This window comes from Changpingibacter yushuensis (assembly GCF_014041995.1).
Classification (GTDB): Bacteria; Actinomycetota; Actinomycetes; order Actinomycetales; family Actinomycetaceae; genus Changpingibacter; species Changpingibacter yushuensis.
In genome coordinates, this window is record NZ_CP059492.1 from 110623 (window position 1) to 135260 (window position 24638).

Below are 24638 nucleotides of genomic sequence, written 5' to 3' on the forward strand. Positions count from 1 at the left end.
TTGTGTGGCCGCATCCGAAATCGAGAACTGTGTGAGTAACTAAAGGTGTAGGTGACAGCTTGTTGCTGAGCGCAACGGATTGTTGCGAACGCGACGGCAGGAAGTATCCTGCGTGCTAATTGGTGCGGTGACTCTGAGCTGCCTTCCAAGCGCTAGCAATCATGTCATCAATTGAGTGCGTATTGGCCCACCCCAAGTCACGTGTGGCAGCTTCGCCACTCGCTACGATCCGCGCTGGATCTCCGGGCCTACGTGGGGCGATGGTGGGAGTGAAGCCCGCGCCCGTGACGCGTGCTGCAGCGTCCATGATCTGGCGTACGGAAACACCGGTGCCACTTCCTAGGTTGTATGCAGTTGCAATAGTCTGGCCCTCGAGCAGTTTCTGGGCGGCTGCCACATGGGTAGCGGCAAGATCTGATACGTGGATGTAGTCGCGTACGTTGGTGCCATCGGGGGTGGGGTAATCATCGCCGTTTATGTGGGGAATCTTGCCCTGCTCGATGGCGGCAAAAATCAGAGGGAAAAGATTGTGGGGGCTCGAATCGTAGAGTTCTGGCGTGCCAGAGCCGACCACGTTGAAGTAGCGGAGCGCGGTGTACTTGAGGCCGTGGGCACGCGCGCCGTCGGCTAACAACCATTCTCCGATAAGCTTCGTTTCCCCATATGGGGAGGTGGGCGCCTTTGGCGTATCCTCTGTGACAAGGCCATCAGTCACGTTTCCATAGACGGACGCTGATGATGAGAACACCATCTTGTCAACGCCATGTTCCCGAGCGGCTTCGAGTAGGTTCACCATACCTGTGATGTTCTGGGTGTACGTGTGGTAAGGCCGCTCAACAGATACTCCAGCATACTTGTAGCCTGCCACGTGTATTACGCCTTCGATGGCGGTTGCACCGAAGGCCGCATCCAATGCTGTTCTGTCAAGTAGCGAACCTTCAATGAACGGGACACCGGTTGGCACGAACTCGCGGTGCCCAGTGGATAGGTCATCAATTACTGCCGCCTCCATACCGGCGGTGCGCAAGGCCCTGACCACATGCGATCCGATGTACCCTGCTCCTCCTGTGACGAGCCAAGCCATGGTTTTCCTTTCGCTCGTGGTACTTCTATGCGACGACGACGTCGAGCCCTGCGGACTTGAGTGCGTCCAGACGATCGGAGTCCACATCACCTGCTGTGATGAGAGTGGAGACCTCATCCACCCGAGCAATCCTACCCTTGTCCACGCGCCCAATTTTGGTCGAGTCAGCAACCACCACTACGGAAGTGGCAGCGCGGACCATCGCGCGTTTGAGTTCGGATTCAGGGAGATTGATGTTTGTGATTCCAGCCGTAGCTTCCACTCCTGTGGCGCCGATGATGGCGATGTTGGCCGCAATGCTAGAGAAAATGTGTGAGGCAAACGGTTCTACCAAGGAATGTTGTAAGGGCCGGAGTGTTCCCCCGGTGAGTATCACAGTGAAGCGCGGGATCAGAGGCTCCAACGTCTGAGCGTTGGAGAGGCTGTTGGTTATCACGGTAACGTCCGTGAGATCCTGACGGTTCGCCAATGCAGCTGCCACTGCCGCTGTTGTGGAACCGACGTCCAGAATCACTGTATCTCCACTGTTTACGCGGGCAGCGGCCGCCACCGCAATGCGCCGCTTCTGCTCACTATGTGCAGCGACTGCATCTTCGTATCGCGGCTCTTTCCCATCTATGGGTGCGAACATAGCGCCGCCGTGGATGCGTACGACCCCAGGTTCCTGTGCGGCCCATGCGAGATCGGCTCTAATCGTCACTTCGGATACGTGGTACTGGCGCGTAAGGTCCGATACTCGAACGAACTCACGCTGTTTGAGGGTTTCGAGAATTGCGGACCTGCGAACCTCAATTGGAAGGTTCAATGAGCTGGTGTTGTCTGACACATTCCCAAGTCTGGCCGCATTACGACGATTTGTCAAACATTTCGAATAGTTTCGTTTGAGGCTGAGATTCCGTTCCTTGACTTTCGATTACGAAAGTTGCTTAATGTGAGTGTGGATATTGATATTGAGCAGGCTCAAGGCCCCCACGCCGTCCAGGTAGTAACCACAATTGGTGCCGGTGTGACCAAGCGCGCCACGCGAATGGCCGATGGTCGCGAACTCATTTACTACGACGATCCCGATACTCGGCTTCCCGCAGAGCGGGCCGCGGACACTCGTGAGATGCCGCCCCGCCCTCTTGTTGCCCAGATGCGGCAGGATCCCTTGACAGGGGAGTGGATCTCCATCGCAGCAGCTCGTCAGGTCCGCGTGTTCCTCCCTCCGGCAGAGCTTGATCCACTCGCCCCGTCAAGCCCAACGAATCCAAGTGAGATCCCAAGCAACTACGACGTCGTCGTCTTTGAAAACAAGTCCCCTTCGTTCGGACCGGATACGGCACCGAAGGATTCTGACCCTGTTGCGGCACTTGCCGATCTGACCACCGTTGGCCAGGGAAAGGTACTACCTTCGGTCGGGCGTTGTGAAGTTGTGTGCTTCGCTCCCCAGACACAGGGATCATTTGCGTCGCAATCATTGAATCGGGCGCGCACAATTGTTGAAGTGTGGGCAGATCGCGTGGCGGAGCTCTCCGCAGTGCCGGGAGTCCAGCAGGTTTTCCCTTTTGAGAACCGCGGAGAAGCGATTGGCGTAACGTTGCATCACCCGCATGGGCAGATCTACTCATATCCGTTTATCACGCCCAAGACCAGCGCGTTGCTCAACTCTATTGAGAAGTATCCGGGTGACCTCTTCGCGGATATTCTGAAGCGCGAGCAGGCCTCTGAGCGCGTGGTGCTTGCGGGTGAGCACTTCACTGCATTCGTGCCGTTTGCTGCGCGTTGGCCGATTGAGATCCACATGTTGCCTCATCGTCACGTTCCGGATATGGCCGGTCTCACTGGTGAGGAAAAGGACGAGCTTGCGTTCCTTTACCGTAAGTTGTTGCGTGGTGTGGACGCATTGTATGAAGATCCCACCCCGTACATATCGGCTTGGCATCAAGCACCGGTGCACGTTGCCCGGGATAAGGTGCGCCTCATGCTCCAGATAACTTCGCCGCGGCGGGGTAAGGATCGGCTCAAATACTTGGCCGGTTCGGAGTCAGCGATGGGAGCATTTATCGGTGATGTTCCTCCGGAGACTCAAGCTGAGAACCTCCGGAAGGCGCTCGCAAGCGTCAACGATGGGTAGATCGACCACTACCGCAGTCCGAACCCACTTGGGCAAGATCTATGCCCCACCACGAAAGAATATAGATGGCTCATTTGCTTGACTCCGCCAAAGCTGGATTCCTGACGACCTATGGTGAACCGGCAGAAGGAGTGTGGTCTGCTCCAGGGCGCGCCAACCTTATCGGTGAGCATACAGATTACAACGGAGGTTTTGCGCTGCCGTTGGCTATCGATAGGCGAACATGGGTTGCCGTGCGCTGCAATGGTACGGACAGGTTCCGGGTAGCAAGTGCGATGTATACCGGAGTTGTGGAGGCGCTGCTCTCAGAAGTGGGCGGTGATCAGATTCCTAAGTGGGCTACCTATGTACTGGGGATGGCCGCGGTACTGGACGCTGGGTACCCGAGTTCTGAGCCGCGTGGCGTTGATATCTTCGTGGTCTCGGATGTGCCGTTGGGTGCGGGACTTTCCTCTTCTGCCGCGCTGGAGTGTTCAGTGGGAGTGGCGTTGAATGATCTGTGGAATCTGGGTCTTTCCCGTACTGACCTCGCATTGGCTGGGCAGCGAGCGGAGAACACGGTTGTTGGTGCTCCGACTGGTGTCATGGATCAATCGGCCTCTCTGAAAGGGAAAGCAGATAGCGCGATTCTGCTGGATTGCCGCTCGAACGAGACGGAGGTTGTGCCGCTCGGATTGCGGGCTGATCATCTGGTATTGCTCATAGTTGATACACGCGAAGAACACTCACATGCGGATAACGAGTATGCCGAGCGCAGGGCGTCCTGTGAGAAGGCAGCGGCGTTGTTGGGAGTTGCGCAGCTTCGTGATGTTGATGAGGAACTGCTTAAGGCCGGGCGTCATCTGCTTGATGATGAGACTTACCGTCGTGTACGGCACGTAGTGAGTGAAGATGCTCGCGTGTTGGAGACTGTGCGAGTGCTACGCGATTCCGGGCCATTGAATATCGGCAGTCTTTTGACGCAATCTCATATCTCGTTACGTGACGATTTCGAAGTGACAACACAACGGCTGAATCTTGTGGTGGATGTAGCTCTGGCACATGGCGCGATCGGTGCCCGAATGACTGGTGGTGGGTTTGGAGGATCTGCCATTGCGTTGGTGCCAGAGAACTGCGTGGATGAAGTGATTAATGCTATTGGGTTGGCTTTCGTCGCAGCAGGCTATGGTGAGCCGGGGTTCTTCCGGGCGGTGGCCAGTGATGGTGCACGCAAGGAGTCTGACTGAAGCGGCACCAGATCGGGATTAACTACCTGTCCCATGGCCGAGTGGAGGAGATGCTTGAGAGTCTTGTCTGATCATCGGACTCGCCCCACGCATCACTCAATCCTCAAATACTCCTTGGCATATCCCACCGGAAGGTGCTGGTTCCCGTCACCGAGCAGACCTGGCATGCTAGTCCGTTTGAGTTTTCTCAACGCTCCACTCCCACAACCAGAATTGGGATGTAAGTGCCTAACGCTGTTTGTCCAATGTCAACTGTCCGAGATCGAGCGTCATGTCGGCCCGCGAAGTTATGTCCGTGAGGATCCTGCCTTTTGTATGATCGCGTCCGTTCCCTTTCAAGATCTAGGATTGCCCGCACAGTTCTCAGGGACCTGGTGTTTCTTTGGCTCTGATTTCGAACGTGGTGAGGAACCTACCATGTGTGTACTTCTGTGTGTACCTGCTCACTGGTGGGCGCGGCGCGAGGCTCGTTTGTAGGCCGTCTGGTGAGGCGCATACTTGGCGGAATATAAACGAAAACTCCGTGCCGGGAATCATGTCGACCAGCACGGAGCCTCAGCGCGCTCGAAGGGACTCGAACCCCCAACCTTCTGATCCGTAGTCAGATGCTCTATCCATTGAGCTACGAGCGCATGTCCCGTTTCCGGAACGTCCTTTAGCTTACTTCGCTATGTCGCTTGGTGCAAAACAGGGGCGCATGGTCCCAGTCACAGTGCTCGATGAGTCGGGGATTAGCCATTAATCAGTGGTTAGCTGAATGAACATGTGCAGATGTCCCGTGTAGGTAAGGAGGGTTCTGAGTAACTGTTCTGGCTTGCGGGGCGAATCAACACAGAAGTGTGACTTAATCCATGGAGCCACGTGAACTGATGCCGATCCGGTTGGTAATTGGTACCTTGGTCACCCATCCCCAGAGATTGGCAAAGAATCCTCCCAGACAGAGTGTCGAGATATGGCATTTTCTTTAACAAGTCTGTAATAAACCCTAGACTGTGTGCATGACTGAACTACTGAATGCCGAAGCGGATTGGCGCACATGGCGTGCAGATCGCAACAGCGACTTGGCTAAGGATCACGGATGGTTGAGCCTCATCTCCTTCACTTGGCTGGATGAGGAAAGGTCCCGGCTAGGGCATTTTCCAGGGCACTGGTATGCCAATGGTTCGGAAGCCGCAGCTTCGTTCCAAAAGGGAACATCGGCAACCGGTTCGTCTGCAGACGTGTATCGCAATGGAGAGCCTTTTTCTGGCGAAGCGGTATTCGCCTTGGAGAATGGTGATTCGGATATGTCACTCTCGGCCGGCACGCGCGTCGCCGAGGTCGCCGTACGGGGTGGTAGGTATTGCGTTCGAGTTCGTGATTCGGCAGCGCCTACTCGCGTCTCTTTCACGGGCGTTCCGGTGTACGATTTCGATCCCGACGCCGTCGTCGCCGCCCGGTTCGACTCCTTTGGCGAGCCTCTTGACGTACTGAGTGACACTGCGCGCAAAGGCGTGAGCACAAGCTACAAGCTTGTTGGCGATGTCGTCTTTACATACAAGGGCGTGGAGTGCCGTCTAGCAGTCTCTGGCGATCCAGCCGGCGATCTCCAGGCGGTTTTCTATGACGAAACCAACGGGACTGAGACCGCCGATTGGCGTCAGGTCACAATTCCGGGACCGCAGTCCGAACGTGGATCGGCCAGCTTTGTAGTGGACCTCAACAGGTCGGCGAACTTCCCGGCGGCATTCACGCCATTCGGCACATGCCCGAAGCCGATCGACAGCAACGTGCTTGCTGTGCCGGTGCGGGCCGGAGAAAAGCGCCCTGAGCCGTGGATTGATCCAGATGCGGCCAGGGAATGATGAGGGGTTGGGATGAATAGAAGGGGCGAGAGACTCAAGCAGTCTCTCGCCCCTTCTTCGTTAAGCCATCGGCTCTAAAGGCCGCACACCATCGATCCGACCCACAACTACCAACCCAAAAAGCCCACACCCACCCACCAAACCGGAACGATGACGTGAGACACCAGCGGAACGATGACCCGAGACATCCCCACACAAACCGGAACGATGACCCGAGACACCCCCGCGCCAAAAACACAAAAAAGTCTCGCGACACCGAGGAACGATGTCGCGAGACTTCACAATGGCGGAGACGGGGGTGTGTGGTTTCACGACATCGTTCCGGTATGTCTCACGTCATCGTTCCGTTTTCTGTCTCACGACATCGTTCCCTGGGTGTGTCACGACATCGTTCCGGCTGTGTCTCGCGTCATCGTTCCGGTATGAATACCTCGAACAGGAACCGTGTCATCGTCCTCGCCATCACTGAATGCGGATAAACCCAGACCGAAGCCGCTACCAGATTCAACGTGTCCACCCGATGGATCCGCATCCTCCTAGCCCGCTACACAACGGGCGGACTATTAGCCGTTGACCCACGCTCACGCCGCCCACACACCAACCCCGCCACCACCGATCCGGACATGATCACCGCCATCCTCACCCTACGAGACGACCTCATCGAACAAGGACTCGACCCAGGAGCTCAATCCATCTGGGACCGCCTACCACCACAATCACGACCCTCACCAGCAACGATATGGCGCATACTATCGCGCCATAACAAGATCACTGCCCAACCCCAGAAAAGACCCCGCACCTCCTGGCACCGTTTCCAAGCCGAAGCACCCAACCAGATGTGGCAATCAGACTTCACCCACTGGCCACTCAGCGATGGCACCGACACTGAAATCATTTCCTGGCTCGATGACCACTCCCGCTTCCTCCTACACACCTCCGCCCACCCACGCATCACCGGCCCGATCGTGATCGACACCTTCACCACCACCATGGACACCTACGGTCCACCAGCCTCCACCCTGACCGACAACACCATGGTCTACACCACCCGCCTAGCCCGCGGAAACACTGGACAACGCAACCAACCCAACGGCTTCGAACAACTCCTAGCCGACCTGTCCATCACCCAAAAGAACGGGAAACCCGCACACCCCACCACCCAAGGCAAGATCGAACGCTTCCACCAAACCCTCAAACAATGGCTGACAGCAGCAGGCCCATCAACCACCCTCGACGAACTCAACACACAACTCAACCAGTTCACCCACATCTACAACCATGAGCGGCCCCACCGAGCCCTCAACCGCACAACACCAGCAGTGGCCTACACGGCCCTACCCAAAGCAGAACCCACCATGGAAGCCTTCAACCAGATCTGGAGAGTACGCCACGACAAAGTCGACCCCGACGGCCACGCCACCCTGCGCTACGCAGGCAAACTCCTCCACCTAGGCATCGGCCGAGCACACACAGGCGCGACCATCATCATCCTCATCCACGCCAACAACACCATCGTCATCAACAAAACAACCGGTGAAATCATCGCCGAACACACCATCGACCCGACCCACAACTACCAACCCAAAAAGCCCACACCCACCCACCAAACCGGAACGATGACGTGAGACACCAGCGGAACGATGACCCGAGACATCCCCACACAAACCGGAACGATGACCCGAGACACCCCCGCGCCAAAAACACAAAAAAGTCTCGCGACACCGAGGAACGATGTCGCGAGACTTCACAATGGCGGAGACGGGGGTGTGTGGTTTCACGACATCGTTCCGGTATGTCTCACGTCATCGTTCCGTTTTCTGTCTCACGACATCGTTCCCTGGGTGTGTCACGACATCGTTCCGGCTGTGTCTCGCGTCATCGTTCCGGTATGAATACCTCGAACAGGAACCGTGTCATCGTCCTCGCCATCACTGAATGCGGATAAACCCAGACCGAAGCCGCTACCAGATTCAACGTGTCCACCCGATGGATCCGCATCCTGCTAGCCCGCTACACAACGGGCGGACTATTGGCCGTTGACCCACGCTCACGCCGCCCACACACCAACCCCGCCACCACCGATCCGGACATGATCACCGCCATCCTCACCCTACGAGACGACCTCATCGAACAAGGACTCGACCCAGGAGCTCAATCCATCTGGGACCGCCTACCACCACAATCACGACCCTCACCAGCAACGATATGGCGCATACTATCGCGCTAACAAGATCTGCCCAACCCCAGAAAAGACCCGCACCTCCTGGCACCGTTTCCAAGCCGAAGCACCCAACCAGATGTGGCAATCAGACTTCACCCACTGGCCACTCAGCGATGGCACCGACACTGAAATCATTTCCTGGCTCGATGACCACTCCCGCTTCCTCCTACACACCTCCGCCCACCCACGCATCACCGGCCCGATCGTGATCGACACCTTCACCACCACCATGGACACCTACGGTCCACCAGCCTCCACCCTGACCGACAACACCATGGTCTACACCACCCGCTTAGCCCGCGGAAACACTGGACAACGCAACCAACCCAACGGCTTCGAACAACTCCTAGCCGACCTGTCCATCACCCAAAAGAACGGGAAACCCGCACACCCCACCACCCAAGGCAAGATCGAACGCTTCCACCAAACCCTCAAACAATGGCTGACAGCAGCAGGCCCATCAACCACCCTCGACGAACTCAACACACAACTCAACCAGTTCACCCACATCTACAACCATGAGCGGCCCCACCGAGCCCTCAACCGCACAACACCAGCAGTGGCCTACACGGCCCTACCCAAAGCAGAACCCACCATGGAAGCCTTCAACCAGATCTGGAGAGTACGCCACGACAAAGTCGACCCCGACGGCCACGCCACCCTGCGCTACGCAGGCAAACTCCTCCACCTAGGCATCGGCCGAGCACACACCGGCGCGACCATCATCATCCTCATCCACGCCAACAACACCATCGTCATCAACAAAACAACCGGTGAAATCATCGCCGAACACACCATCGACCCGACCCACAACTACCAACCCAAAAAGCCCACACCCACCCACCAAACCGGAACGATGACGTGAGACACCAGCGGAACGATGACCCGAGACATCCCCACACAAACCGGAACGATGACCCGAGACACCCCCGCGCCAAAAACACAAAAAAGTCTCGCGACACCGAGGAACGATGTCGCGAGACTTCACAATGGCGGAGACGGGGGGATTTGAACCCCCGAGGGACCTTTCGACCCCTACCTTCTTAGCAGGAAGGCGCACTCGACCGGACTATGCGACGTCTCCATGCGTACATATCGTAGCGTGAACGATCCCGAATTCTCCAATCGACAGTAGAGGATTGGGGTCACATCGAATGTCAGATCATGTCGGTGGTTGATGGTGGATGACACGCGTGGGTGAAGGGGTGATTTGTCACTCAATTCGATTTTGGGTATACGAGCACGCGTTCTATCGGGTAGTTGTGTGTCACAGGACAAAACGTGCGTTTCGCATAATGAAACATGACGTGGCTATTGGCTCGATGGGGACCTAATGAGACTTGATATTGCAGGTTTGGCGCAGCGCGAAGACTTTGCGCGTGCTGGTGTCACTCTTCCAGAGTTTGATGTACAGCAGATGCAGGAATCTGGCCGTGAGACTCCGTGTTGGATCCACGTCGGCCCGGGAAACATCTTTCGTGTGTTCATCGCGCGCGTAGCGGCTGAAATGATTGCAGCCGGCCACCAGTGGCCAATTACGGCCGTGGTGCCCATGGATCCGAAGGAGCTTGATACTCAGCTCGCAGCGCACGATCTCATGACGCTCGGTGTAACTCTACGCGAGGACGGCACACGTGGTCTGGACGTCATCGCAGGCATGTCCGAAGGACTTGCCACACGCCGTGAAGATGACTTTGCTCGCCTAATTGAGATTATCAAGCAGCCGCAGGTCAGCCTCATGAGCTTCACGATTACGGAGAAGGGTTATGCCATCCGTGATTCTGCGAGCAATCTTCAGAGTGCCGTCGTAGATGCCATCGCATCCGATCCACACGCGTACCAGCCTCATACGATGGGATTGGTCGCGGGCCTGCTGGTCCACCGCTTTGAAGCCGGCGCCGCCCCCATCACGTTTATGAGTTGCGACAACTTCAGCAACAACGGAGACAAGCTTCGTGATTCCGTCCTCACCATCGTTGAGGGTTGGAATGAATCCGGAAGCGTTTCGGATGAGTTCGTCGCATGGGTCAAGGATGGCTCACAAGTCGCATTCCCCATCTCCGTGATCGACAAGATCACCCCACGCCCCAACGAATCTGTGGCAGAGGATCTGGCCAAACTCGGTTTCGAAGATATGGCCCTGCAAGTGCTAGGGCGCACTCCACTGGCGGGCTTTGTGAACTCAGAACCAACTGAGTACCTGATCGTGGAGGATGCCTTCGCTGGCGAACGCCCACCATTTGAGGATTTCGGCGTGCTCATTGCCAGCCGCAAGGTGTGTGACGATTTTGAACATATGAAGTTCACCACCTGCCTCAATCCGCTTCATACGGCGTTGGCGGTCTCTGGCTGCCTGCTCCGGTTCCCCACCATCGATTCCGAAATGCGGGATCCCGCGCTTGCCGCCTTGGTCAACCGCTTGGGGTGGGACGAAGGCCTTCCCGTCGTCGTCGACCCCGGGATTGTGGCACCAAGCGACTTCCTTCGTGAAGTACTCGAAGTTCGTTTCCCCAACCCGTTCCTGCCTGACGATCCGGCCCGAATCGCAATGGATACGTCACAGAAGCTCCCTATCAGGTTTGGCGAGACCATCAAGGCATACATCGAACGTGGACTTGACCTCGATTCTCTTGAGGCAATGCCACTGGTCTTTGCGATCTGGTGCCGTTACCTCATGGGTATTGCCGACGACGGCGCCGCGTTCACGCCTTCTTCGGATCCGTTGCTTGAGGAGCTGCAGGCACATGTGGCTGGAATCAAGCTTGGCGATGAGCTGACATCAGAAGCCGTTCACGAGACTCTCCAGCCCATCCTTTCCAACTCCACGATTTTCGCGGTGAACCTCTATGAGACTCCGCTTGCCGCGAAGGTCGAAGCATTCTTCCCGCGTCTTATCGCCGGACCAGGCGCCGTGCGTGACACCCTCAACAAGGAGATGAACATCAAATGAAGATGACCTTCCGCTGGTATGGCGAAGGATTTGATCCGATCCCGTTGCAGTACATCCGTCAGATCCCCGGCATGACCGGAATCATGGGTGTGCTCGATCAGTACGCTGCCGGTGAAGTGTGGTCAGAAGAGGACATCAAGGCACTCATTGACCAGGTCAACGCTGCTGGCCTCGAATGCGAGATCATTGAGTCCGTTAATGTCCACGAGGACATTAAGCTTGGCCGCCCAACTCGCGATCAGTACATTAAGAACTACTGCCAGACTCTGGAGAACTTGGCCAAGTACGGCATCAAGGTTGTCATCTACAACTTCATGCCGGTCTTCGATTGGCTGCGCACGGAGCTGTACCACGAGAACGAAGACGGTTCGACCTGCCTGTACTACAACCATGCAGACGTCGAAGGCATGACCCCGATGGAGATCGTCGAGCGCACTGCCGCCGATTCCCAGGGCTTCACTCTGCCAGGCTGGGAACCAGAGCGTCTTTCCCAGCTCTCCGAAGTTCTTGAGGCCTACGAAGGCATCGATGCCAACCAGCTTCGCGAGAACTACAAGTACTTCCTCGAAGGCATCATTCCCACGTGTGAAAAGGTGGGCATTCGCATGGCCGTCCACCCCGATGATCCTGCCTGGGAGCTCTTCGGCATTCCGCGAATCTGCAACAGTCGAGATGATCTCGACAAGATCGTGAATCTCGTCGACTCACCATCAAACTCACTGTGCGTGTGCTCTGGATCCCTTGGATCCAACCCGGCCAATGACGTTCCAGCCATTTTCCGCGAGTTCGGCGAACGCAATCGAATTGCTGCCGCCCATGTACGCAACGTCAAGTACCTTGGCGAAAAGCACTTCAAGGAAGCTCCCCACCTGTCACGTGAAGGCGACCTAGACATGGAAGCCATCATGGAAGCAATCCATGACACGTGCCCAGATGTCTACGTGCGTCCCGACCATGGCCGCATGATCTGGGGCGAAACCGGCCGCGCTGGCTACCCGCTCTACGATCGTGCACTTGGGGCGGTCTACCTCAACGGCCTCTACGAGGCAATTGAGAAGGTAAAGGCGCGTGGCTGAAGTGACTACCGATATTCATGCTGAAGCACGCAATCTGTGTGCGGCAAATCCAATCATTCCCGTTGTGGTCATTGACGATCCAGCACATGCTGTTGAGGCGGGCAAGGCACTTCTCGCCGGCGGAATCGCTTGCGCTGAGTTGACTTTCCGCACTGCGGCCGCTGCCGAGGTTATCAAAGAGATGGTTGCCGTTGAGGGGCTCACCGTGGGTGCCGGAACTGTGGTTAACGTTGAGCAGGCTCGCCGCGCGTTGGATGCTGGTGCGACCTTCCTCGTATCACCCGGCTTCTCCGCGGCTGTTGCGCAGTTCGCTAGCGATGAGTCAATCCCATACATGCCGGGTACTGTGACTGCCTCGGAGATTACTGCGGCACTCGATTATGGATTTGAGACGCTCAAGTTCTTCCCTGCAGTAGCTTCTGGCGGTCTGCCGGTAGTTAAGGCGCTTTCAGCGCCGTTCCCTCAGGTCAAGTTTGTTGCGACAGGCGGAATTGGAACCAAGAATATCGCTGAGTGGATCACCAATCCGGCGATCGCTTCCGTAGGTGGTTCATGGATGATTTCGCGCGACGACGTCGCCAACCAGCGCTGGGATCAGATTACGAAGCTCTCAACCGAAGCAGTGGCTCTGGTCGAGAAGGCTCGTAAGTGACTCTGAAAATCAAGCCCGCAGAGGAATGCCGTTACGACATCGTTTCCTTAGGCGAAGTTATGCTTCGTCTGGATCCGGGTGAAGGCCGCATCCGCACTGCTCGCTCGTTCCGAGCAAGTGAAGGTGGTGGCGAATACAATGTCGCCCGCGGTTTGCGCCGTTGCTTCGGCAAGCGTGGAGCGATTGTTACAGCGCTTGTAAATGATGAGGTCGGACGCCTCCTCGAGGATCTCATGTTGACTTCGGGACTCGATACTTCGTGGGTCAAGTGGGTTGAATCCGACGGCGTCGGCCGATCTGTACGCAATGGTCTCAACTTCACTGAGCGTGGATTTGGTGTTCGCGGCGCGGTCGGTTCCTCTGATCGGGGAAACACTGCAATCGCTCAGATGCAGCCTGATGATATCGATTGGGACGCACTCTTCGGCCAAGGAGTCCGGTGGTTGCACACGGGTGGTATCTTCGCAGCTCTCTCAGAGAACGCGGCTGCGGTGGCGAAGGCAGCCATGGAGGCGGCACATCGTCACGGCACGGTCGTTTCCTACGACCTCAACTACCGCCCGTCCCTGTGGGCTGGCATCGGTGGCCAGAAGCGGGCACAGGAAGTCAACCGCGAGCTAGCTCAGTACGTGGATGTGATGATCGGGAACGAAGAGGACTTTACGGCCTCGCTCGGATTTGAAGTCGAAGGAACTGACGAGAATCTGACCGTTCTGCCCATCGATTCCTTCAAGAAGATGATCGAGAAGGTTTCCGCTGAATACACCAACTTCGAGGTAATTGGCACGACGCTGCGCCAGGTGCGCACCGCGACCGTCAATGACCTGGGTGCCATCGCTTGGATGCGTGGGCAGGGATTTGCCCAGGCTACTCAGCGCAATGGTTTGGAGATCCTTGACCGTGTTGGCGGCGGAGATTCTTTTGCCTCTGGTTTGGCATACGGAATCCTCGAATACGGAAACATCGAGAAAGCAGTCAACTACGGCGCAGCCCATGGAGCACTTGCCATGACTACGCCGGGCGATACCTCGATGGCAAACCTTGATGAAGTAGAGCGCCTTGTCGGTGGTGGCAGCGCTCGAGTGAAGCGATAAATCTAGCAATGTAGGTTCTCGTGCGGTGTGGCATGACGGGGGTTGCGCCACGCCGCACACGGAACCACATTTCTTCTTTCACGCATTCATGCGTGACCCATTCTCTTCTGGGAACTCGTTTGGTAGCCGATGAAGGCATCTTTGCGCCCAGAAACAACCCAAGGAAAATCCATATGTCAGAGACGACTATCGAAAAGAAGCCGAATCTTGCTGAACGCACTACGGGCGATCTAGTCAAGGCGGCAATGTCAGGGTGGCTCGGCACAGCGTTGGAGTTCATGGACTTCCAGCTGTACTCACTCGCCGCCGCACTCGTTTTCTCCGATCTGTTCTTCAGTTCGGAAAGTCCGGGAGTCGCGGTTATGTCCGCGATGGCAATCTACGGCGTTGGCTATATCGCTCGGCCAATTGGCGCTTGGTACTTCGGCCGTATGGGCGACCGCGTGGGACGCAAGAAGGTCCTGTTCATTACCATCACAATGATGGGCGTTTCCACAACACTCATTGGCGCTCTGCCGACGTTCCATCAGGTTGGTTGGATCGCTCCGGCGCTGCTGGTGGTTCTCCGCTTGATCCAAGGCTTTGGTGCAGGTGCAGAGATTTCTGGCGCTGCAGTGATGCTTGCCGAGTATGCCCCCAAGGACCGTCGCGGCATAATCTCATCCCTCGTCGCGCTGGGAACCAACTCTGGCACTCTCTTTGCGGGCCTAGTCTGGGCAATACTCACCGCAGTCATGTCCGATGAAACACTGCTTTCTTGGGGATGGCGTATTCCGTTCCTCGGTTCAATCATCATCATGGCTTTCGCAATCTTCATCCGTTTGCACCTCAAGGAGACCCCGGTCTTCGAAGCGACTCAAGAAGAGATCGTTGAGGCCTACGATGTTCCTCTTTCGCAGCGTTCCGTCGTCACGAAGCCAGCTAAGCAGAAGATCTCGCCGAAGGCTTTCGCCGCAGCGTTCTTCCTTCGTTTTGGTCAGTCCGGCAACTCTGGCATGGTTCAGACTTACCTCATCTCCTTCCTGTCCGTGAACCTGTTCTTCTCGAAGTCCGTTGCTTCGTCAATTACAGTCCTTTCTTCACTGGTTGGCTTGATACGACCTGGGTTTGTTGGAGGCTCCAGAGTTACGGATGGAGAATAGATTCATGGCCCAACACAAGAACAAGGGACGCCGCTACTCGGCTGAAGAGAAAGCTGCTGCGGTCCGGATGGTGCGCACACTTCGCGTCGAGCTCGGTACGAGCCAAGGAACGACCTCGCGCGTGGCCGAGCAGCTCGGTTACGGGGTTGAGTCGGTGCGGGCCTGGGTGCGCCAGGCTGATATCGATGACGGCGTGAAAGCCGGGGTCACGACCGACGAGCAGGCTCGGATGCGTGAGCTTGAACAAGAGGTGCGCGAGCTCAAGCGCGCGAATGAAATCTTGAAGCGGGCCGCGTCTTTCTTCGGGGCGGAGCTCGACCGCCAACACAAGATGTAGTGGCATTCATCAACGCGAACAAGGACGATATTGTTGCTGGACGCAGGCTCGGGGTCGAGCGCATCTGCAAGGTATTGCAGGTGGCCCCGTCTACGTATTACGCCGCGAACGGCAGGCCGGCATCAGCCCGGCAAATTCGGGACGCGGAGGTCGCGCCACGGTTGCTCGAGCTCTGGGAGTCAAACTACTCGGTCTATGGGGTGCGTAAGCTCTGGAAAGCAGCCCAGCGATCGGGTATCGATATCGGTCGTGACCAAGTCGCGAGACTGATGAAAATCCTTCAGATTGAAGGGGTACGGCGCGAGAAACGGGTCAAGACGACGAAGCCTGATCCGAAGATGCCGAGGCATCCCGATCTCGTGAACCGCGTCTTCAATGCAGATGCGCCGAATCAGCTGTGGGTGACAGATCTGACGTTCGTGCCCACCTGGCAGGGCATCGCTTACGTGTGCTTCATCATCGACGCGTTCAGCCGCATGATTGTGGGCTGGCGATGTGCATCGAACATGAAGACCGAGACGGTGCTCGATGCGATTGAAATGGCCCGCTGGTCACGCGGCAGGCATCTTCCCGAGCTGCGTTGTCACAGCGACGCGGGCAGTCAATTCACGTCCATTCGCTATGGGGAACGCCTCGCCGAGATCGGGGCGACGCCCTCGATCGGGACCGTTGGCGACAGCTACGATAACGCGCTCGCTGAGACAGTGAACGGCTATTACAAGGCTGAGCTTGTGCGCGGGCCCGCGAAACCGGGGCCGTGGAAAACGGTCGATGACCTCGAGCTCGCGACGCTGGGGTGGGTGCACTGGCACAACACGAAACGACTCCATGGCTACCTCGGTGATGTGCCTCCAACGGAGTTCGAGGAATCGTTCTATGCTGGGGTTACCAGCGCCCAAGAACTGGTTGAAATCAAATGAGCTGAGTCTCCACTAAACCCAGGGCGCTTCAGCTTCCTCACCGTTCCTTTGATTGGTTGGCTGGGTGACCGATACGGCCGCCGCACGATCTACCGTGCCGTTACCAGCATTGGCATTATCATCATCATTCCGTGCTTGTACTTCTTGGTGAACTCCATGGGTACCCACACCACGGAGGCTGTGGTGGACGGCGTCACCACGCAGTATTTCGATCGCCCGGCGCTCATGTTCTACATCGCCTACATCGTGCTACACAACATCACAGTGCTCTCCCTCTTCTCGTTGGAGAACATCACCATGGCGGAGCTGTTCGGATCCAAGAGGCGCTACGAGGCTTTGGCGCTTTCCAAGGAGATTCCAAACATGGTGACAGCAGGCTTCGGCCCGTTTATCGCGGCCAGCTTGGTCACGCTTTTCAGTGGTTCGTGGATTCCTTTGGCCATCCTCATGTTTGTATACACGGGCGCTCCGTTGATCACCACATTCTTTATGCCCGAGGTCGCAGGGCGCGACCTCACAGATCCTAAGGATGCAATGTGAAAGCAGTAGTTGTTGCAGGTGCTGATGACCTGCGCGTTGAAGAGATTGCTGATCTGACACCTGGTCCAGGCGAGGTCCGCGTAGCTATGGAGTGGGGTGGCATTTGTGGATCGGATATCGCGTACTGGAAGACGGGAACGTCCGGGACTGCCGTCCTGAAAGAGCCTTTGGTACTCGGCCATGAAGTGGCCGGACGCATCGACCAGATTGGCGAGGGTGTCGAGGGCTTAGAAATAGGTCAGGCAGTGACCATTCACCCAGCAACACTGGTTGGCGATCACACGATGCCAGAGTCCATCAAGGGCCGCGACAACCTGTGGCCCGAGTGCCGCTATTTCGGCTCGGCCGCGTTTATGCCGCACGAGCAGGGTGGTTTCTCCGCGTACCGCCTGTGCCGCGCTGATCAGATTCGTATTCTGCCGGAAAACCTTTCCACCCGCGAGGGTGCCGTGGCTGAACCTCTCGGTGTTGCGATGCATGCAGTTAACCGTGCAGGCGATCTCGCTGGTAAGCGCGTTTTGGTGAATGGTGCTGGTCCGATTGGAGCACTTGTCGTTGCAGCCGCAAAGTATGCAGGTGCATCTGAGGTTTACGTCTCTGACCTGAGCGATAAGGCACTTGCAGTGGCGAAAGCCATGGGCGCTGATCACGTAATAGATCGCTCCAAGGGTGAGGATCTGCCACAGGACGTAGAGGTGGCATTTGATGCCTCTGGGGCTTCCCGCGCCCTTGGCGATGTGTTCCTCGCAGTTCAACGTGGTGGCAGGTTTGTCCAAGTGGGCAATTTGCCAGCAGGTGAGGTTCCGGTCGCATTGGGCCAGCTAGTGACTCGCGAGATCGAGTACGTCGGTTCCTATCGCTTCATTGATGAGATCACCGACGCCGTCGCAGCCATGGCGAACGGTCTGAATGTGGAGCCTCTCTTGACTCACACGTTCGGCATCGATGATGCACTGGAAGCTTTCCAAACCGCGGCGGACCGTTCCACCGGTTCGTCAAAGGTCATGCTGAAGCTCTCCTGAACTTGGAACATGATGCTTGACTCCCCGTAAAAGGAACAAGCAGGGAGTCAGCACAATACTGAAGGGGTAGGACCAGCTGTGAGCTGGTCCTACCCCTTCAGTGCATCCAACTCCTATGGCGTACTTACACGCGTAGAGCGTTCAGCGAACGATCGAAGGACGTAAGGAACCACTCGAGGTCGGTTTCTGAGAACACGAGCGGAGGCCTCAACTTCAGAACATTTCCATGGGGGCCGCAGATTGACTTGAACAGCTTTCCGACACGTGATGCGTTGCCATCGTGTCCTCATCGCGAACGACGTCGAGCACGGCTTGGGCGCGCGAACACCGGGTTTCGCTTACAAAGCGTTGATGATCGGGGTGTGGCAAGTGTATATACCAGTGGTAGGCGACAGTTGAGCTGTGGAAAAGTGGGCAGACGCTATCAGGCCGAGATTGTGGGGACTCTGTCCCCACTCGCCTGCCAGGACGGTGTCCGCCCTGGACCCACCCCTCCCGCACTCACGGCCACGGCCGTGGCGCGGATGAACTACACACTGGGGTACGTAGGTGGTCAATGGAAGAAGAATTCAGACTGTGGCAATGAAGAAGACCCGCATGTTCACGATGGCTGCCGGATTTGAGTTGGAGAAGAAGCCTGGACACAGTGACTTTTCGGTTCTCCCGACGCTGCATTGGTGGAAGTTAGCTGAACCTATCAGCTCCCGAAACCCACTCAAGAACCATTGCGGGCGCTTCGCTCTCATCCGTACCGCAGACGGTGACGTTCTTGGCGTCATCAAGGAAACCTTCAAACGATCCCAAAAACGCGTGACCGCAGACGAAACAGCTCTCGGACGCCCCTACGGGACGCTTATCAACGTCTTTCCTCTACCTGCGCGCCCGGAACTGATCGAGCATGCCTACGAACTGCGAGGCGGGGCGCGGTACCTGCCCGACGACGAAACAAACTCACTGCGCACCAACCACACACGCTGTTAACCGCACAACCAACAAACCGTGATCGGATGTTGCTTATGGTTCCAAACTGCATGTTGCCACGGAGTGAGCGGTTCAAGTGATGTCTGCTTGGGATCAACCCGGTACTTTCAGTGTTTGCCAGTAGAACTAGTTCAGATATGCCGAAAGCTCAACTCTCAAGCCATCTCTCTTGGTACTCTAAAAACGAGGTTCAATGTATCGACAGAGACAAGTCCGTCTTATAGACACCGTGCTCGAAAGAGGAAAAGACATGCAGGAGCTCACATCCACCGTCTCGTATCCAAGGGTTCGTCATTCAGCATGGGCCAGTTTCGCATGGGGTCTATTGAGTGTCCCCTTTTTTTACGTTCTCTTTCCGGCCTTACTATCTCTCTGGTTCGCCAATAAAGAGATCCGCGACAGTTCCAACACAAAGGGACTCACGTACATTGGAATCATCCTCTCAGTGCTTTCACTTCTCGGTTTCGCAGTGATCATGACACGTGTCATCTCACTTGTTCTGTTTCCCTAAACTGGTCACGGAGAATAGACACAAACATTAGACGCGCTGTAACTGTGTGCCGACAAGGACACTTTCTTGACCCCTATCGGGGGTAATCCATCACCTCGAGGATGAAAAGCCAACCACTGGTGGTCAAGCTGCGGGAGAACGCGTGAAGTGAGCGTGTCTCGTTCCTCGGCTTCAGCCGCGAGATCCACCGGATCGTGTCCACCATGAAAGCGCTCGAGCGCTTTCATGGTGGACCTAGACCCAGCGATGGAAGAAAGTTCTCAACGCATCCGACACCCGAATCGGCGGCCGTTTTAGCAGTCCGAGAGCAGCATGACAACCCAACCCAGTTACACCGTTAGGTTGACGGATCTCCTCAAGCCCCGAGAAACGTGCGTGACCAGCAGCAGTGGAACAGCCCCAGTACCGTAACTTTGAGAAGACCTATGCATCAGACTACTGGTTGATGTTGTGGCATTGCTCGCCGCAGAATGTTCCTCCGACGTAAAGGCGAGCACACTGCTGGCCTTTCTTCACCGTAAATGGTGATGTTATGTGACGGATGGCAGATGTGCGAAATACGCACTCATACTGGGTGGTTCCTTTCCAAGTTGTGTAGATAGTGTTGTCGTTTCGATTTTGAGAATCAGTTCGGTAATTGCATAGATTTGCTGAAGCAATGAGAAGATATTGCGCAGCTTCCTCGGTGATACGAGTTCCAGATCCTTGAATGTCGTGAGCAAGTGTGCCAGATGGAATCTGAATTGAAAGACCTTTGAAACCGAAGGTAAATCCACCTATGGCTTGGTGCCCCCAAGCGGATCTTGTGCCAATTGATGGTTCACCTTGCAGAGCAACATAATCACTTCTGCTTGGATCGGTGCTCTGTGTTGTGCCTCCATAGACAATTTGATCACCTTGTTCATGACCACTATCTATTTGATCGGCGCTAGCGACAGCTGTGCTTGATAAGGCGAGAGACACAGATGCAAATATGGCAAAAATCAAGTTGCGTGTTTTCATATTCTTGCTTGCGCTTGAAACAATGCCCTAATTGACATGTGCTGTACGTTACACGCCACCACCGTAGGGATGCTTCAACACCAATATTGGGAGAATGGAACCTGGAAACACCATTTATCTTCCATTGCACGGAACCTCGCGTTACAACGTGGCAAAGGATGGGGGACGTGGCTACAAATCAAGTGGACTGGGATGTTATGGCCGATTGGGCTGAAAGTGATGATTCCTTCCTCCGGCTCGCCAGGGGGCATCATCGTGGATGAAAAGGCGCGTAACGCGAGTCGTGAACTGCTTACCCGTGTCGCAGGAAGGACAAGCCGCTTCGACGGTCATGTGCAACCGGAGCAGTGAATAGCCAAATAGCTAGCGGTTGCAGAACGGCATTTCGCCACCACAGATAACAACCCCCACTTGTTTTACGAAACAAGTGGGGGTAGTATCATTCTATGACGAGGCCACAGAAGTATCGAGATGTTCATCGTTTTCTCACGAAACACGGATGGGTGAAGGTACGGACCCGTGGCAGCCATGAAGTGTGGGTATCGGGTGATGGGCTGGCGAAAGTAACAGTGGCTGCGCACCAAGGAGTTGTATCGGCGGGAATCGTTCGACAGATCCAAGCACAGTTCCCAGACGACGAGGTAGCGAAAGGATGGAATTGACCATGAACTATGACGTGAACGCATACATCGACACCGACAAGGTGTGGACTATCGAGGTTCCCTCCCTCACGTCTCCCGCACCTGGCGGGCACGAGACGATAGCAACGGGCCTGGCCACATCCTGGAGTGCAGTCGAAGGAGCTGCACGAGACCTCATTAGTGTGTGGACAAACGAGCCTCTAGCTGACATTGACGTCACAGTCCACGTCACCGTCCCCAATGACATCATCAAGATGTGGCAAGAAGGGGCACGAGCTGAAGAAATAGGACAGCGCGAACTACAACACGCTGCGAAGCTGAAGAGAGGAGCTGTCCACGCCCTACGGAGCGCGGGATACACCGAGGCCGCAGTAGGAAAGGCTTTCGGAGTAACACAGCAACGAGTCAATCAGATTAGAAAGAGTGCTTGAGTCTAGTAGGAGACTGTCACGCGGTGGCGCGGTAGATGGTTTTACGTGAGACGCCTAGAACTCGCGCGATGAGGGCCACGGGTTCGCCGGTGGCCCTCATTCTTTGTGCTTGGGTGACTTGTTCTGTGGTGAGGGCGTGGGGGCGGCCGATGTGTGCGCCGCGTGCACGGGCGGCGGCCATGCCTTCCCGAGTACGCGCTTGAATCAGGGATCGCTCGTATTGGGCAAATGCCCCAGCGATCTGGAACATCAACGCCCCCGGCAGGCGTCGTAGTGTCGATAGCTTCACTCAAGGAACGCAGCTGAACACCGCGCTCCCCGAGCGTTTCTATCGTCTGGATGAGATCGACCAAGGATCGGCCTAGCCGATCCAAGCGGACGATCACCAGAGTGTCGCCCCGGTGGAGGGACTTCAGACAGTTCTGCCACTCGGGACGATCCATGTCCTTGCCGGAGGCGTGATCGACGTAGAACACGTCGCATCCAGCCGCACCCAGCAGCTCGAGCTGGCTGGCCTCATCTTGAATGTCTGTGCTCACCCTGGCGCATCCGGTCATCCCCATGGGACACAACCTAACAGAGAGATCCTGACTCCTCGGGACTTTCGCACAGGGGTTGTGACACGGCGCGTCGCACCTTCCAGGCCCACCTGGTCAGGGTGTGCGAAAACGTTCCATTGTGGCTTGTGACGTCTACCGGGCTGTGGGCTTCCTGTTGTGGGTGGTGGTTAGCTGTTCTTGAAATAGGTGAAGAGTTGGTTTTCGTTGATTGTGGTTGTGGTGAGGATTGTTGTGGCGAGTGCGGTTGTCCAAGCTGTGAGTAGTGTTTTGGCTCCAGTGAGGAAGGCTGGTGTGGGCGGGTCAGGGTTGTTTGCAGTGGCAAGGTAGAGGATTCCTGCGCAGAGAAGGGCGAGTGTGGGGAGGGACCAGATGAGGTATTTGGTGAGGGTTTGGAGGCAAAGGGATGCTTTGTCGATGCCGGCGTGGAGTGTGCCTGCTAGTTCGAGGCGGCGGGTTCGGGTGAGGGCTATGCCGAGGACTCCGCCGATGAGGATACTGGCTGCCAGATAGATCCAGGTAGGGATGGTTGTGCGGGTGGTGAAACTGGTTCCCATGGAGGAGTTGAGTTGTTGGACCTTTACCGTGGTGTTCTCTGGTGTGGCGTCGTCGTCGAGTGGGTAGGTGAGTAGGGTGTCGAAGGTTTGAGATTCGGGCCAGATCTCTAGCCAGCAGGCGTCGAATGTTCCGGTGACGGGGACTGGGTTGATGAGGTTGTAGGCGAGGATGGGGAGGCGGCCGTCTTCGGTGTAGGGATAGGTGCCGGCTACGCTGATGGTGTCGCCTTCGCGTGTGAGGGTTATAGGCCAAAAGGGGGTCAGGACTGTTTTCTGGATGGTTCTGGTTTCTCCATTTTGTCACGGTTTTCTTGGATGGTGCCTCCAAGGGATGTTTTCAAGCGCTCTGTGTTATAGAAGATAAGGTAATCATTGATTGCCGTCTCGAGCTGTGCGGCACTGGTCCAGGTGTGACCGTAGAACATTTCCGTTTTCATACGTCCGAAGAATCCTTCACAGGCCGCGTTATCGGGACTACATCCCTTCCTTCCCATCGAGCGGGTGATCCCAGCAGCCTTCGTGGTCTCGATCCATTCAGCGCTCCGGTAATGTCCACCACGATCGCTATGAATAATCAGTGGGATAGCTTCCTTATCATCACGTAAAGCGTCGTGGCGCTCGGTAGGCAAACTCGCGATCGCAGCTTCCAGCATCGACTGCGTCATCACCTTGTCCGGTCGTCGACTCGTCTGCCACGCCACCACTTTCCCATCACAGCAATCAATCATCGGGCTGAGATAGACCTTGGCGTCCGAAGCAGCAAACTCACTGACATCAGTGAGCCATAGTCTGTCAGGCTCATCAGCATGAAAATTCCTCTTGACGTGATCATCTGGGGCCGGGCTTGTCTCTCCCTCATAACTGGAATAGCGACGCTTGCGGTGAGCGTAATAAACCGGGATCTGATGTTCTTTCATCAAGCGACGAACAACCTTCTCAGAAACAGTCACCCCAAGACGCTTGAGTTTGAGCCAGACCCGTGCAGAACCATACGTAAAGCCCGAATCGCCAGCAATCTTCTCAATCCTGCCAGCGAGCTCGCCATACTTGTCGGGACGTTCAAGCACACCCCGACAATAGTGGTAGCTACTGGCCGAGATCGCGCACGCCTCCAGCAGCATCACGAAAGGAAGACGAGCACGCAACCGGTCAATGATGCGTGTCTTGTTCAGGTTCGACAGTTGTCCCGGGATGACGCCCCCGTCTTTTTTTACCAGATCAAGCTCGTGTTCCAACACATGCTTTTCCACTAGAAGCCTGGCCGCCAAACGACGCAACTCGTCAGGATCATCCGGCAATGACTTCTCTAGTTGAGCTCGAGTGGCTAACCCATCAGCCTCGCGTTTCTCACGTCTAGTCATCAGGGCCCGCTCACCTTCTTGGTTCCATAGCCGCATCCACTTATACAACAGCATATGGTTAACAATGCCGAGATCCCCAGCAATGTCTTTAACTGATTGGCCAGCATTCATCCGCTCCACGGCGCTCAACTTAACAGTCCATGGATAGTGGCGGGCAGGCTGCCTCTTCACGACCGGTTTGCGACCTCGACGAGACTGATGCACCCAATCATGGAGCACATGACGAGACGGATACCCCAACTTCCGGATCGTCTTGACATACGAACCCAACCTACGGAACGTCGCCACAGCCACACGCTTCTGCTCAGCTGAATACACAACCCTCATACAAGCCTCCCGAAAAGATACGGAAAACAGTCCAGACCCCCAAACG

General features: G+C 56.1%; 23 protein-coding genes, 2 tRNA genes, 1 pseudogene and 1 other annotated feature. Of the genes and pseudogenes, 17 read left to right on the plus strand and 9 right to left on the minus strand.

Annotated elements, in window-relative coordinates; all coding sequences use genetic code 11:
- Nucleotides 1-115 precede the first annotated feature (115 nt).
- Together galE and H2O17_RS00465 are read right to left on the minus strand one after the other, a co-directional pair.
- A complete protein-coding gene (galE, locus tag H2O17_RS00460) occupies nucleotides 116-1084 on the minus strand; it encodes a UDP-glucose 4-epimerase GalE (protein WP_182049860.1) in 969 nt (322 codons plus the stop codon).
- A gap of 25 nt (nucleotides 1085-1109) precedes the next feature.
- A complete protein-coding gene (locus H2O17_RS00465; RefSeq protein ID WP_220456781.1) occupies nucleotides 1110-1910 on the minus strand; it encodes a DeoR/GlpR family DNA-binding transcription regulator in 801 nt (266 codons plus the stop codon).
- Between the two features lie 111 nt (nucleotides 1911-2021).
- On the opposite strand from H2O17_RS00465, the gene galT reads away from it, so the two are divergent.
- A complete protein-coding gene (gene galT, locus H2O17_RS00470; protein ID WP_220456782.1) occupies nucleotides 2022-3200 on the plus strand; it encodes a galactose-1-phosphate uridylyltransferase in 1179 nt (392 codons plus the stop codon).
- A 65-nt stretch (nucleotides 3201-3265) separates the two neighbouring features.
- Nucleotides 3266-4426 carry a galactokinase gene (gene galK, locus H2O17_RS00475; protein ID WP_182049861.1) on the plus strand — a complete coding sequence of 387 codons (1161 nt, stop codon included), beginning with the start codon at nucleotides 3266-3268 and terminating at the stop codon, nucleotides 4424-4426.
- 559 nt (nucleotides 4427-4985) lie between these two features.
- On the opposite strand, the gene H2O17_RS00480 is transcribed toward galK, so the two are convergent.
- A tRNA-Arg gene (locus H2O17_RS00480) sits at nucleotides 4986-5058 on the minus strand.
- A gap of 366 nt (nucleotides 5059-5424) precedes the next feature.
- Here H2O17_RS00480 and H2O17_RS00485 point away from each other — a divergent pair.
- The 4 genes from H2O17_RS00485 (at nucleotide 5425) to H2O17_RS00495 (ending at nucleotide 9356) form a co-directional block, all read left to right on the plus strand.
- Nucleotides 5425-6270, plus strand: a complete 846-nt coding sequence (locus H2O17_RS00485) for a DUF1684 domain-containing protein (protein ID WP_182049862.1) — start codon at nucleotides 5425-5427, stop codon at nucleotides 6268-6270.
- Between the two features lie 509 nt (nucleotides 6271-6779).
- Nucleotides 6780-7895 (plus strand): integrase core domain-containing protein, encoded by a 1116-nt coding sequence (locus H2O17_RS00490; protein ID WP_220456783.1) that lies wholly within the window; start codon nucleotides 6780-6782, stop codon nucleotides 7893-7895.
- 350 nt (nucleotides 7896-8245) lie between these two features.
- On the plus strand, nucleotides 8246-8497 hold the full coding sequence (locus H2O17_RS11455) for a helix-turn-helix domain-containing protein (RefSeq protein ID WP_220456784.1): 252 nt from the start codon (nucleotides 8246-8248) through the stop codon (nucleotides 8495-8497).
- 70 nt (nucleotides 8498-8567) lie between these two features.
- A complete protein-coding gene (locus tag H2O17_RS00495; RefSeq protein WP_220456785.1) occupies nucleotides 8568-9356 on the plus strand; it encodes an integrase core domain-containing protein in 789 nt (262 codons plus the stop codon).
- Nucleotides 9357-9481: 125 nt separating this feature from the next.
- Here H2O17_RS00495 and H2O17_RS00500 read toward each other — a convergent pair.
- Nucleotides 9482-9575, minus strand: a tRNA-Ser gene (locus tag H2O17_RS00500).
- 249 nt (nucleotides 9576-9824) lie between these two features.
- Here H2O17_RS00500 and H2O17_RS00505 point away from each other — a divergent pair.
- The 9 genes from H2O17_RS00505 (at nucleotide 9825) to H2O17_RS00545 (ending at nucleotide 19205) form a co-directional block, all read left to right on the plus strand.
- Complete coding sequence (locus H2O17_RS00505) at nucleotides 9825-11441, plus strand: mannitol dehydrogenase family protein (RefSeq protein ID WP_182049863.1); 1617 nt, start codon at nucleotides 9825-9827, stop codon at nucleotides 11439-11441.
- On the plus strand, nucleotides 11438-12517 hold the full coding sequence (locus tag H2O17_RS00510; RefSeq protein ID WP_182049864.1) for a mannonate dehydratase: 1080 nt from the start codon (nucleotides 11438-11440) through the stop codon (nucleotides 12515-12517). Before H2O17_RS00505 ends, H2O17_RS00510 begins: the two co-directional genes overlap by 4 nt.
- Nucleotides 12510-13169: a bifunctional 4-hydroxy-2-oxoglutarate aldolase/2-dehydro-3-deoxy-phosphogluconate aldolase gene (locus H2O17_RS00515; RefSeq protein WP_246311265.1), complete on the plus strand. Its 660-nt coding sequence runs from the start codon at nucleotides 12510-12512 to the stop codon at nucleotides 13167-13169. The genes H2O17_RS00510 and H2O17_RS00515 overlap by 8 nt, the downstream gene beginning before the upstream one ends.
- The gene (locus tag H2O17_RS00520) at nucleotides 13166-14263 is read left to right on the plus strand and encodes a sugar kinase (protein WP_182049865.1); all 1098 of its coding nucleotides are present in this window, start codon (nucleotides 13166-13168) and stop codon (nucleotides 14261-14263) included. The genes H2O17_RS00515 and H2O17_RS00520 overlap by 4 nt, the downstream gene beginning before the upstream one ends.
- 173 nt (nucleotides 14264-14436) lie before the next feature.
- Complete coding sequence (locus tag H2O17_RS00525) at nucleotides 14437-15405, plus strand: MFS transporter (protein ID WP_182049866.1); 969 nt, start codon at nucleotides 14437-14439, stop codon at nucleotides 15403-15405.
- A 4-nt stretch (nucleotides 15406-15409) separates the two neighbouring features.
- Nucleotides 15410-16662, plus strand: a protein-coding gene (locus tag H2O17_RS00530) for an IS3 family transposase (protein WP_246311266.1) whose coding sequence is annotated in 2 segments (ribosomal slippage) — nucleotides 15410-15701 and nucleotides 15701-16662 — 1254 coding nt in all. Because the reading frame shifts where the segments join, the coding sequence is not laid out codon by codon here.
- Nucleotides 15697-15831: a sequence feature (AL1L pseudoknot), on the plus strand. Its footprint overlaps the gene before it by 135 nt.
- A gap of 48 nt (nucleotides 16663-16710) precedes the next feature.
- Entirely contained in the window at nucleotides 16711-17202 is a 492-nt protein-coding gene (locus tag H2O17_RS00535) for an MFS transporter (RefSeq protein ID WP_182049867.1), read from the plus strand.
- Nucleotides 17199-18224, plus strand: coding sequence for an L-idonate 5-dehydrogenase (locus H2O17_RS00540; RefSeq protein ID WP_182049868.1), 1026 nt, complete (start codon nucleotides 17199-17201; stop codon nucleotides 18222-18224). Before H2O17_RS00535 ends, H2O17_RS00540 begins: the two co-directional genes overlap by 4 nt.
- 582 nt (nucleotides 18225-18806) lie before the next feature.
- The gene (locus tag H2O17_RS00545; RefSeq protein ID WP_182049869.1) at nucleotides 18807-19205 is read left to right on the plus strand and encodes a hypothetical protein; all 399 of its coding nucleotides are present in this window, start codon (nucleotides 18807-18809) and stop codon (nucleotides 19203-19205) included.
- Between the two features lie 946 nt (nucleotides 19206-20151).
- On the opposite strand, the gene H2O17_RS00550 is transcribed toward H2O17_RS00545, so the two are convergent.
- Nucleotides 20152-20718, minus strand: a complete 567-nt coding sequence (locus H2O17_RS00550) for a hypothetical protein (RefSeq protein WP_182049870.1) — start codon at nucleotides 20716-20718, stop codon at nucleotides 20152-20154.
- A gap of 446 nt (nucleotides 20719-21164) precedes the next feature.
- Between H2O17_RS00550 and H2O17_RS00555 the strand changes: the two genes are divergently transcribed.
- Nucleotides 21165-21380, plus strand: a complete 216-nt coding sequence (locus H2O17_RS00555; RefSeq protein ID WP_182049871.1) for a type II toxin-antitoxin system HicA family toxin — start codon at nucleotides 21165-21167, stop codon at nucleotides 21378-21380.
- A 2-nt stretch (nucleotides 21381-21382) separates the two neighbouring features.
- A complete protein-coding gene (locus H2O17_RS00560; RefSeq protein WP_182049872.1) occupies nucleotides 21383-21790 on the plus strand; it encodes a hypothetical protein in 408 nt (135 codons plus the stop codon).
- Between the two features lie 16 nt (nucleotides 21791-21806).
- Here H2O17_RS00560 and H2O17_RS11585 read toward each other — a convergent pair whose 3' ends face one another.
- The 4 genes and pseudogenes from H2O17_RS11585 to H2O17_RS00575 all read right to left on the minus strand — a co-directional run bounded on the left by H2O17_RS11585 (nucleotide 21807) and on the right by H2O17_RS00575 (nucleotide 24436).
- Nucleotides 21807-22079: a helix-turn-helix domain-containing protein gene (locus H2O17_RS11585; RefSeq protein WP_246311268.1), complete on the minus strand. Its 273-nt coding sequence runs from the start codon at nucleotides 22077-22079 to the stop codon at nucleotides 21807-21809.
- 28 nt (nucleotides 22080-22107) lie between these two features.
- Nucleotides 22108-22353, minus strand: a pseudogene (locus H2O17_RS11770) (recombinase family protein); the annotation flags it as partial.
- Nucleotides 22354-22517: 164 nt separating this feature from the next.
- Entirely contained in the window at nucleotides 22518-22904 is a 387-nt protein-coding gene (locus H2O17_RS00570) for a hypothetical protein (protein WP_182049873.1), read from the minus strand.
- Between the two features lie 260 nt (nucleotides 22905-23164).
- Complete coding sequence (locus H2O17_RS00575; RefSeq protein ID WP_220456765.1) at nucleotides 23165-24436, minus strand: IS3 family transposase; 1272 nt, start codon at nucleotides 24434-24436, stop codon at nucleotides 23165-23167.
- Between the last annotated feature and the right edge of the window lie 202 nt (nucleotides 24437-24638).

What these genes read in the sequence shown, in the direction of transcription:
- H2O17_RS00485 (WP_182049862.1), top strand. Translation starts at nt 5,425, where the DNA reads ATGACTGAACTACTGAATGCCGAAGCGGATTGGCGCACATGGCGTGCA.
- H2O17_RS00545 (WP_182049869.1), top strand. Translation starts at nt 18,807, where the DNA reads ATGAAGAAGACCCGCATGTTCACGATGGCTGCCGGATTTGAGTTGGAG.
- H2O17_RS00555 (WP_182049871.1), top strand. Translation starts at nt 21,165, where the DNA reads ATGACGAGGCCACAGAAGTATCGAGATGTTCATCGTTTTCTCACGAAA.
- H2O17_RS00505 (WP_182049863.1), top strand. Translation starts at nt 9,825, where the DNA reads ATGAGACTTGATATTGCAGGTTTGGCGCAGCGCGAAGACTTTGCGCGT.
- H2O17_RS00550 (WP_182049870.1), bottom strand. Translation starts at nt 20,718, where the DNA reads ATGAAAACACGCAACTTGATTTTTGCCATATTTGCATCTGTGTCTCTC.
- H2O17_RS00510 (WP_182049864.1), top strand. Translation starts at nt 11,438, where the DNA reads ATGAAGATGACCTTCCGCTGGTATGGCGAAGGATTTGATCCGATCCCG.
- H2O17_RS00570 (WP_182049873.1), bottom strand. Translation starts at nt 22,904, where the DNA reads ATGGGAACCAGTTTCACCACCCGCACAACCATCCCTACCTGGATCTAT.
- galK (WP_182049861.1), top strand. Translation starts at nt 3,266, where the DNA reads ATGGCTCATTTGCTTGACTCCGCCAAAGCTGGATTCCTGACGACCTAT.
- galE (WP_182049860.1), bottom strand. Translation starts at nt 1,084, where the DNA reads ATGGCTTGGCTCGTCACAGGAGGAGCAGGGTACATCGGATCGCATGTG.
- H2O17_RS00525 (WP_182049866.1), top strand. Translation starts at nt 14,437, where the DNA reads ATGTCAGAGACGACTATCGAAAAGAAGCCGAATCTTGCTGAACGCACT.
- H2O17_RS00495 (WP_220456785.1), top strand. Translation starts at nt 8,568, where the DNA reads ATGTGGCAATCAGACTTCACCCACTGGCCACTCAGCGATGGCACCGAC.
- H2O17_RS00560 (WP_182049872.1), top strand. Translation starts at nt 21,383, where the DNA reads ATGAACTATGACGTGAACGCATACATCGACACCGACAAGGTGTGGACT.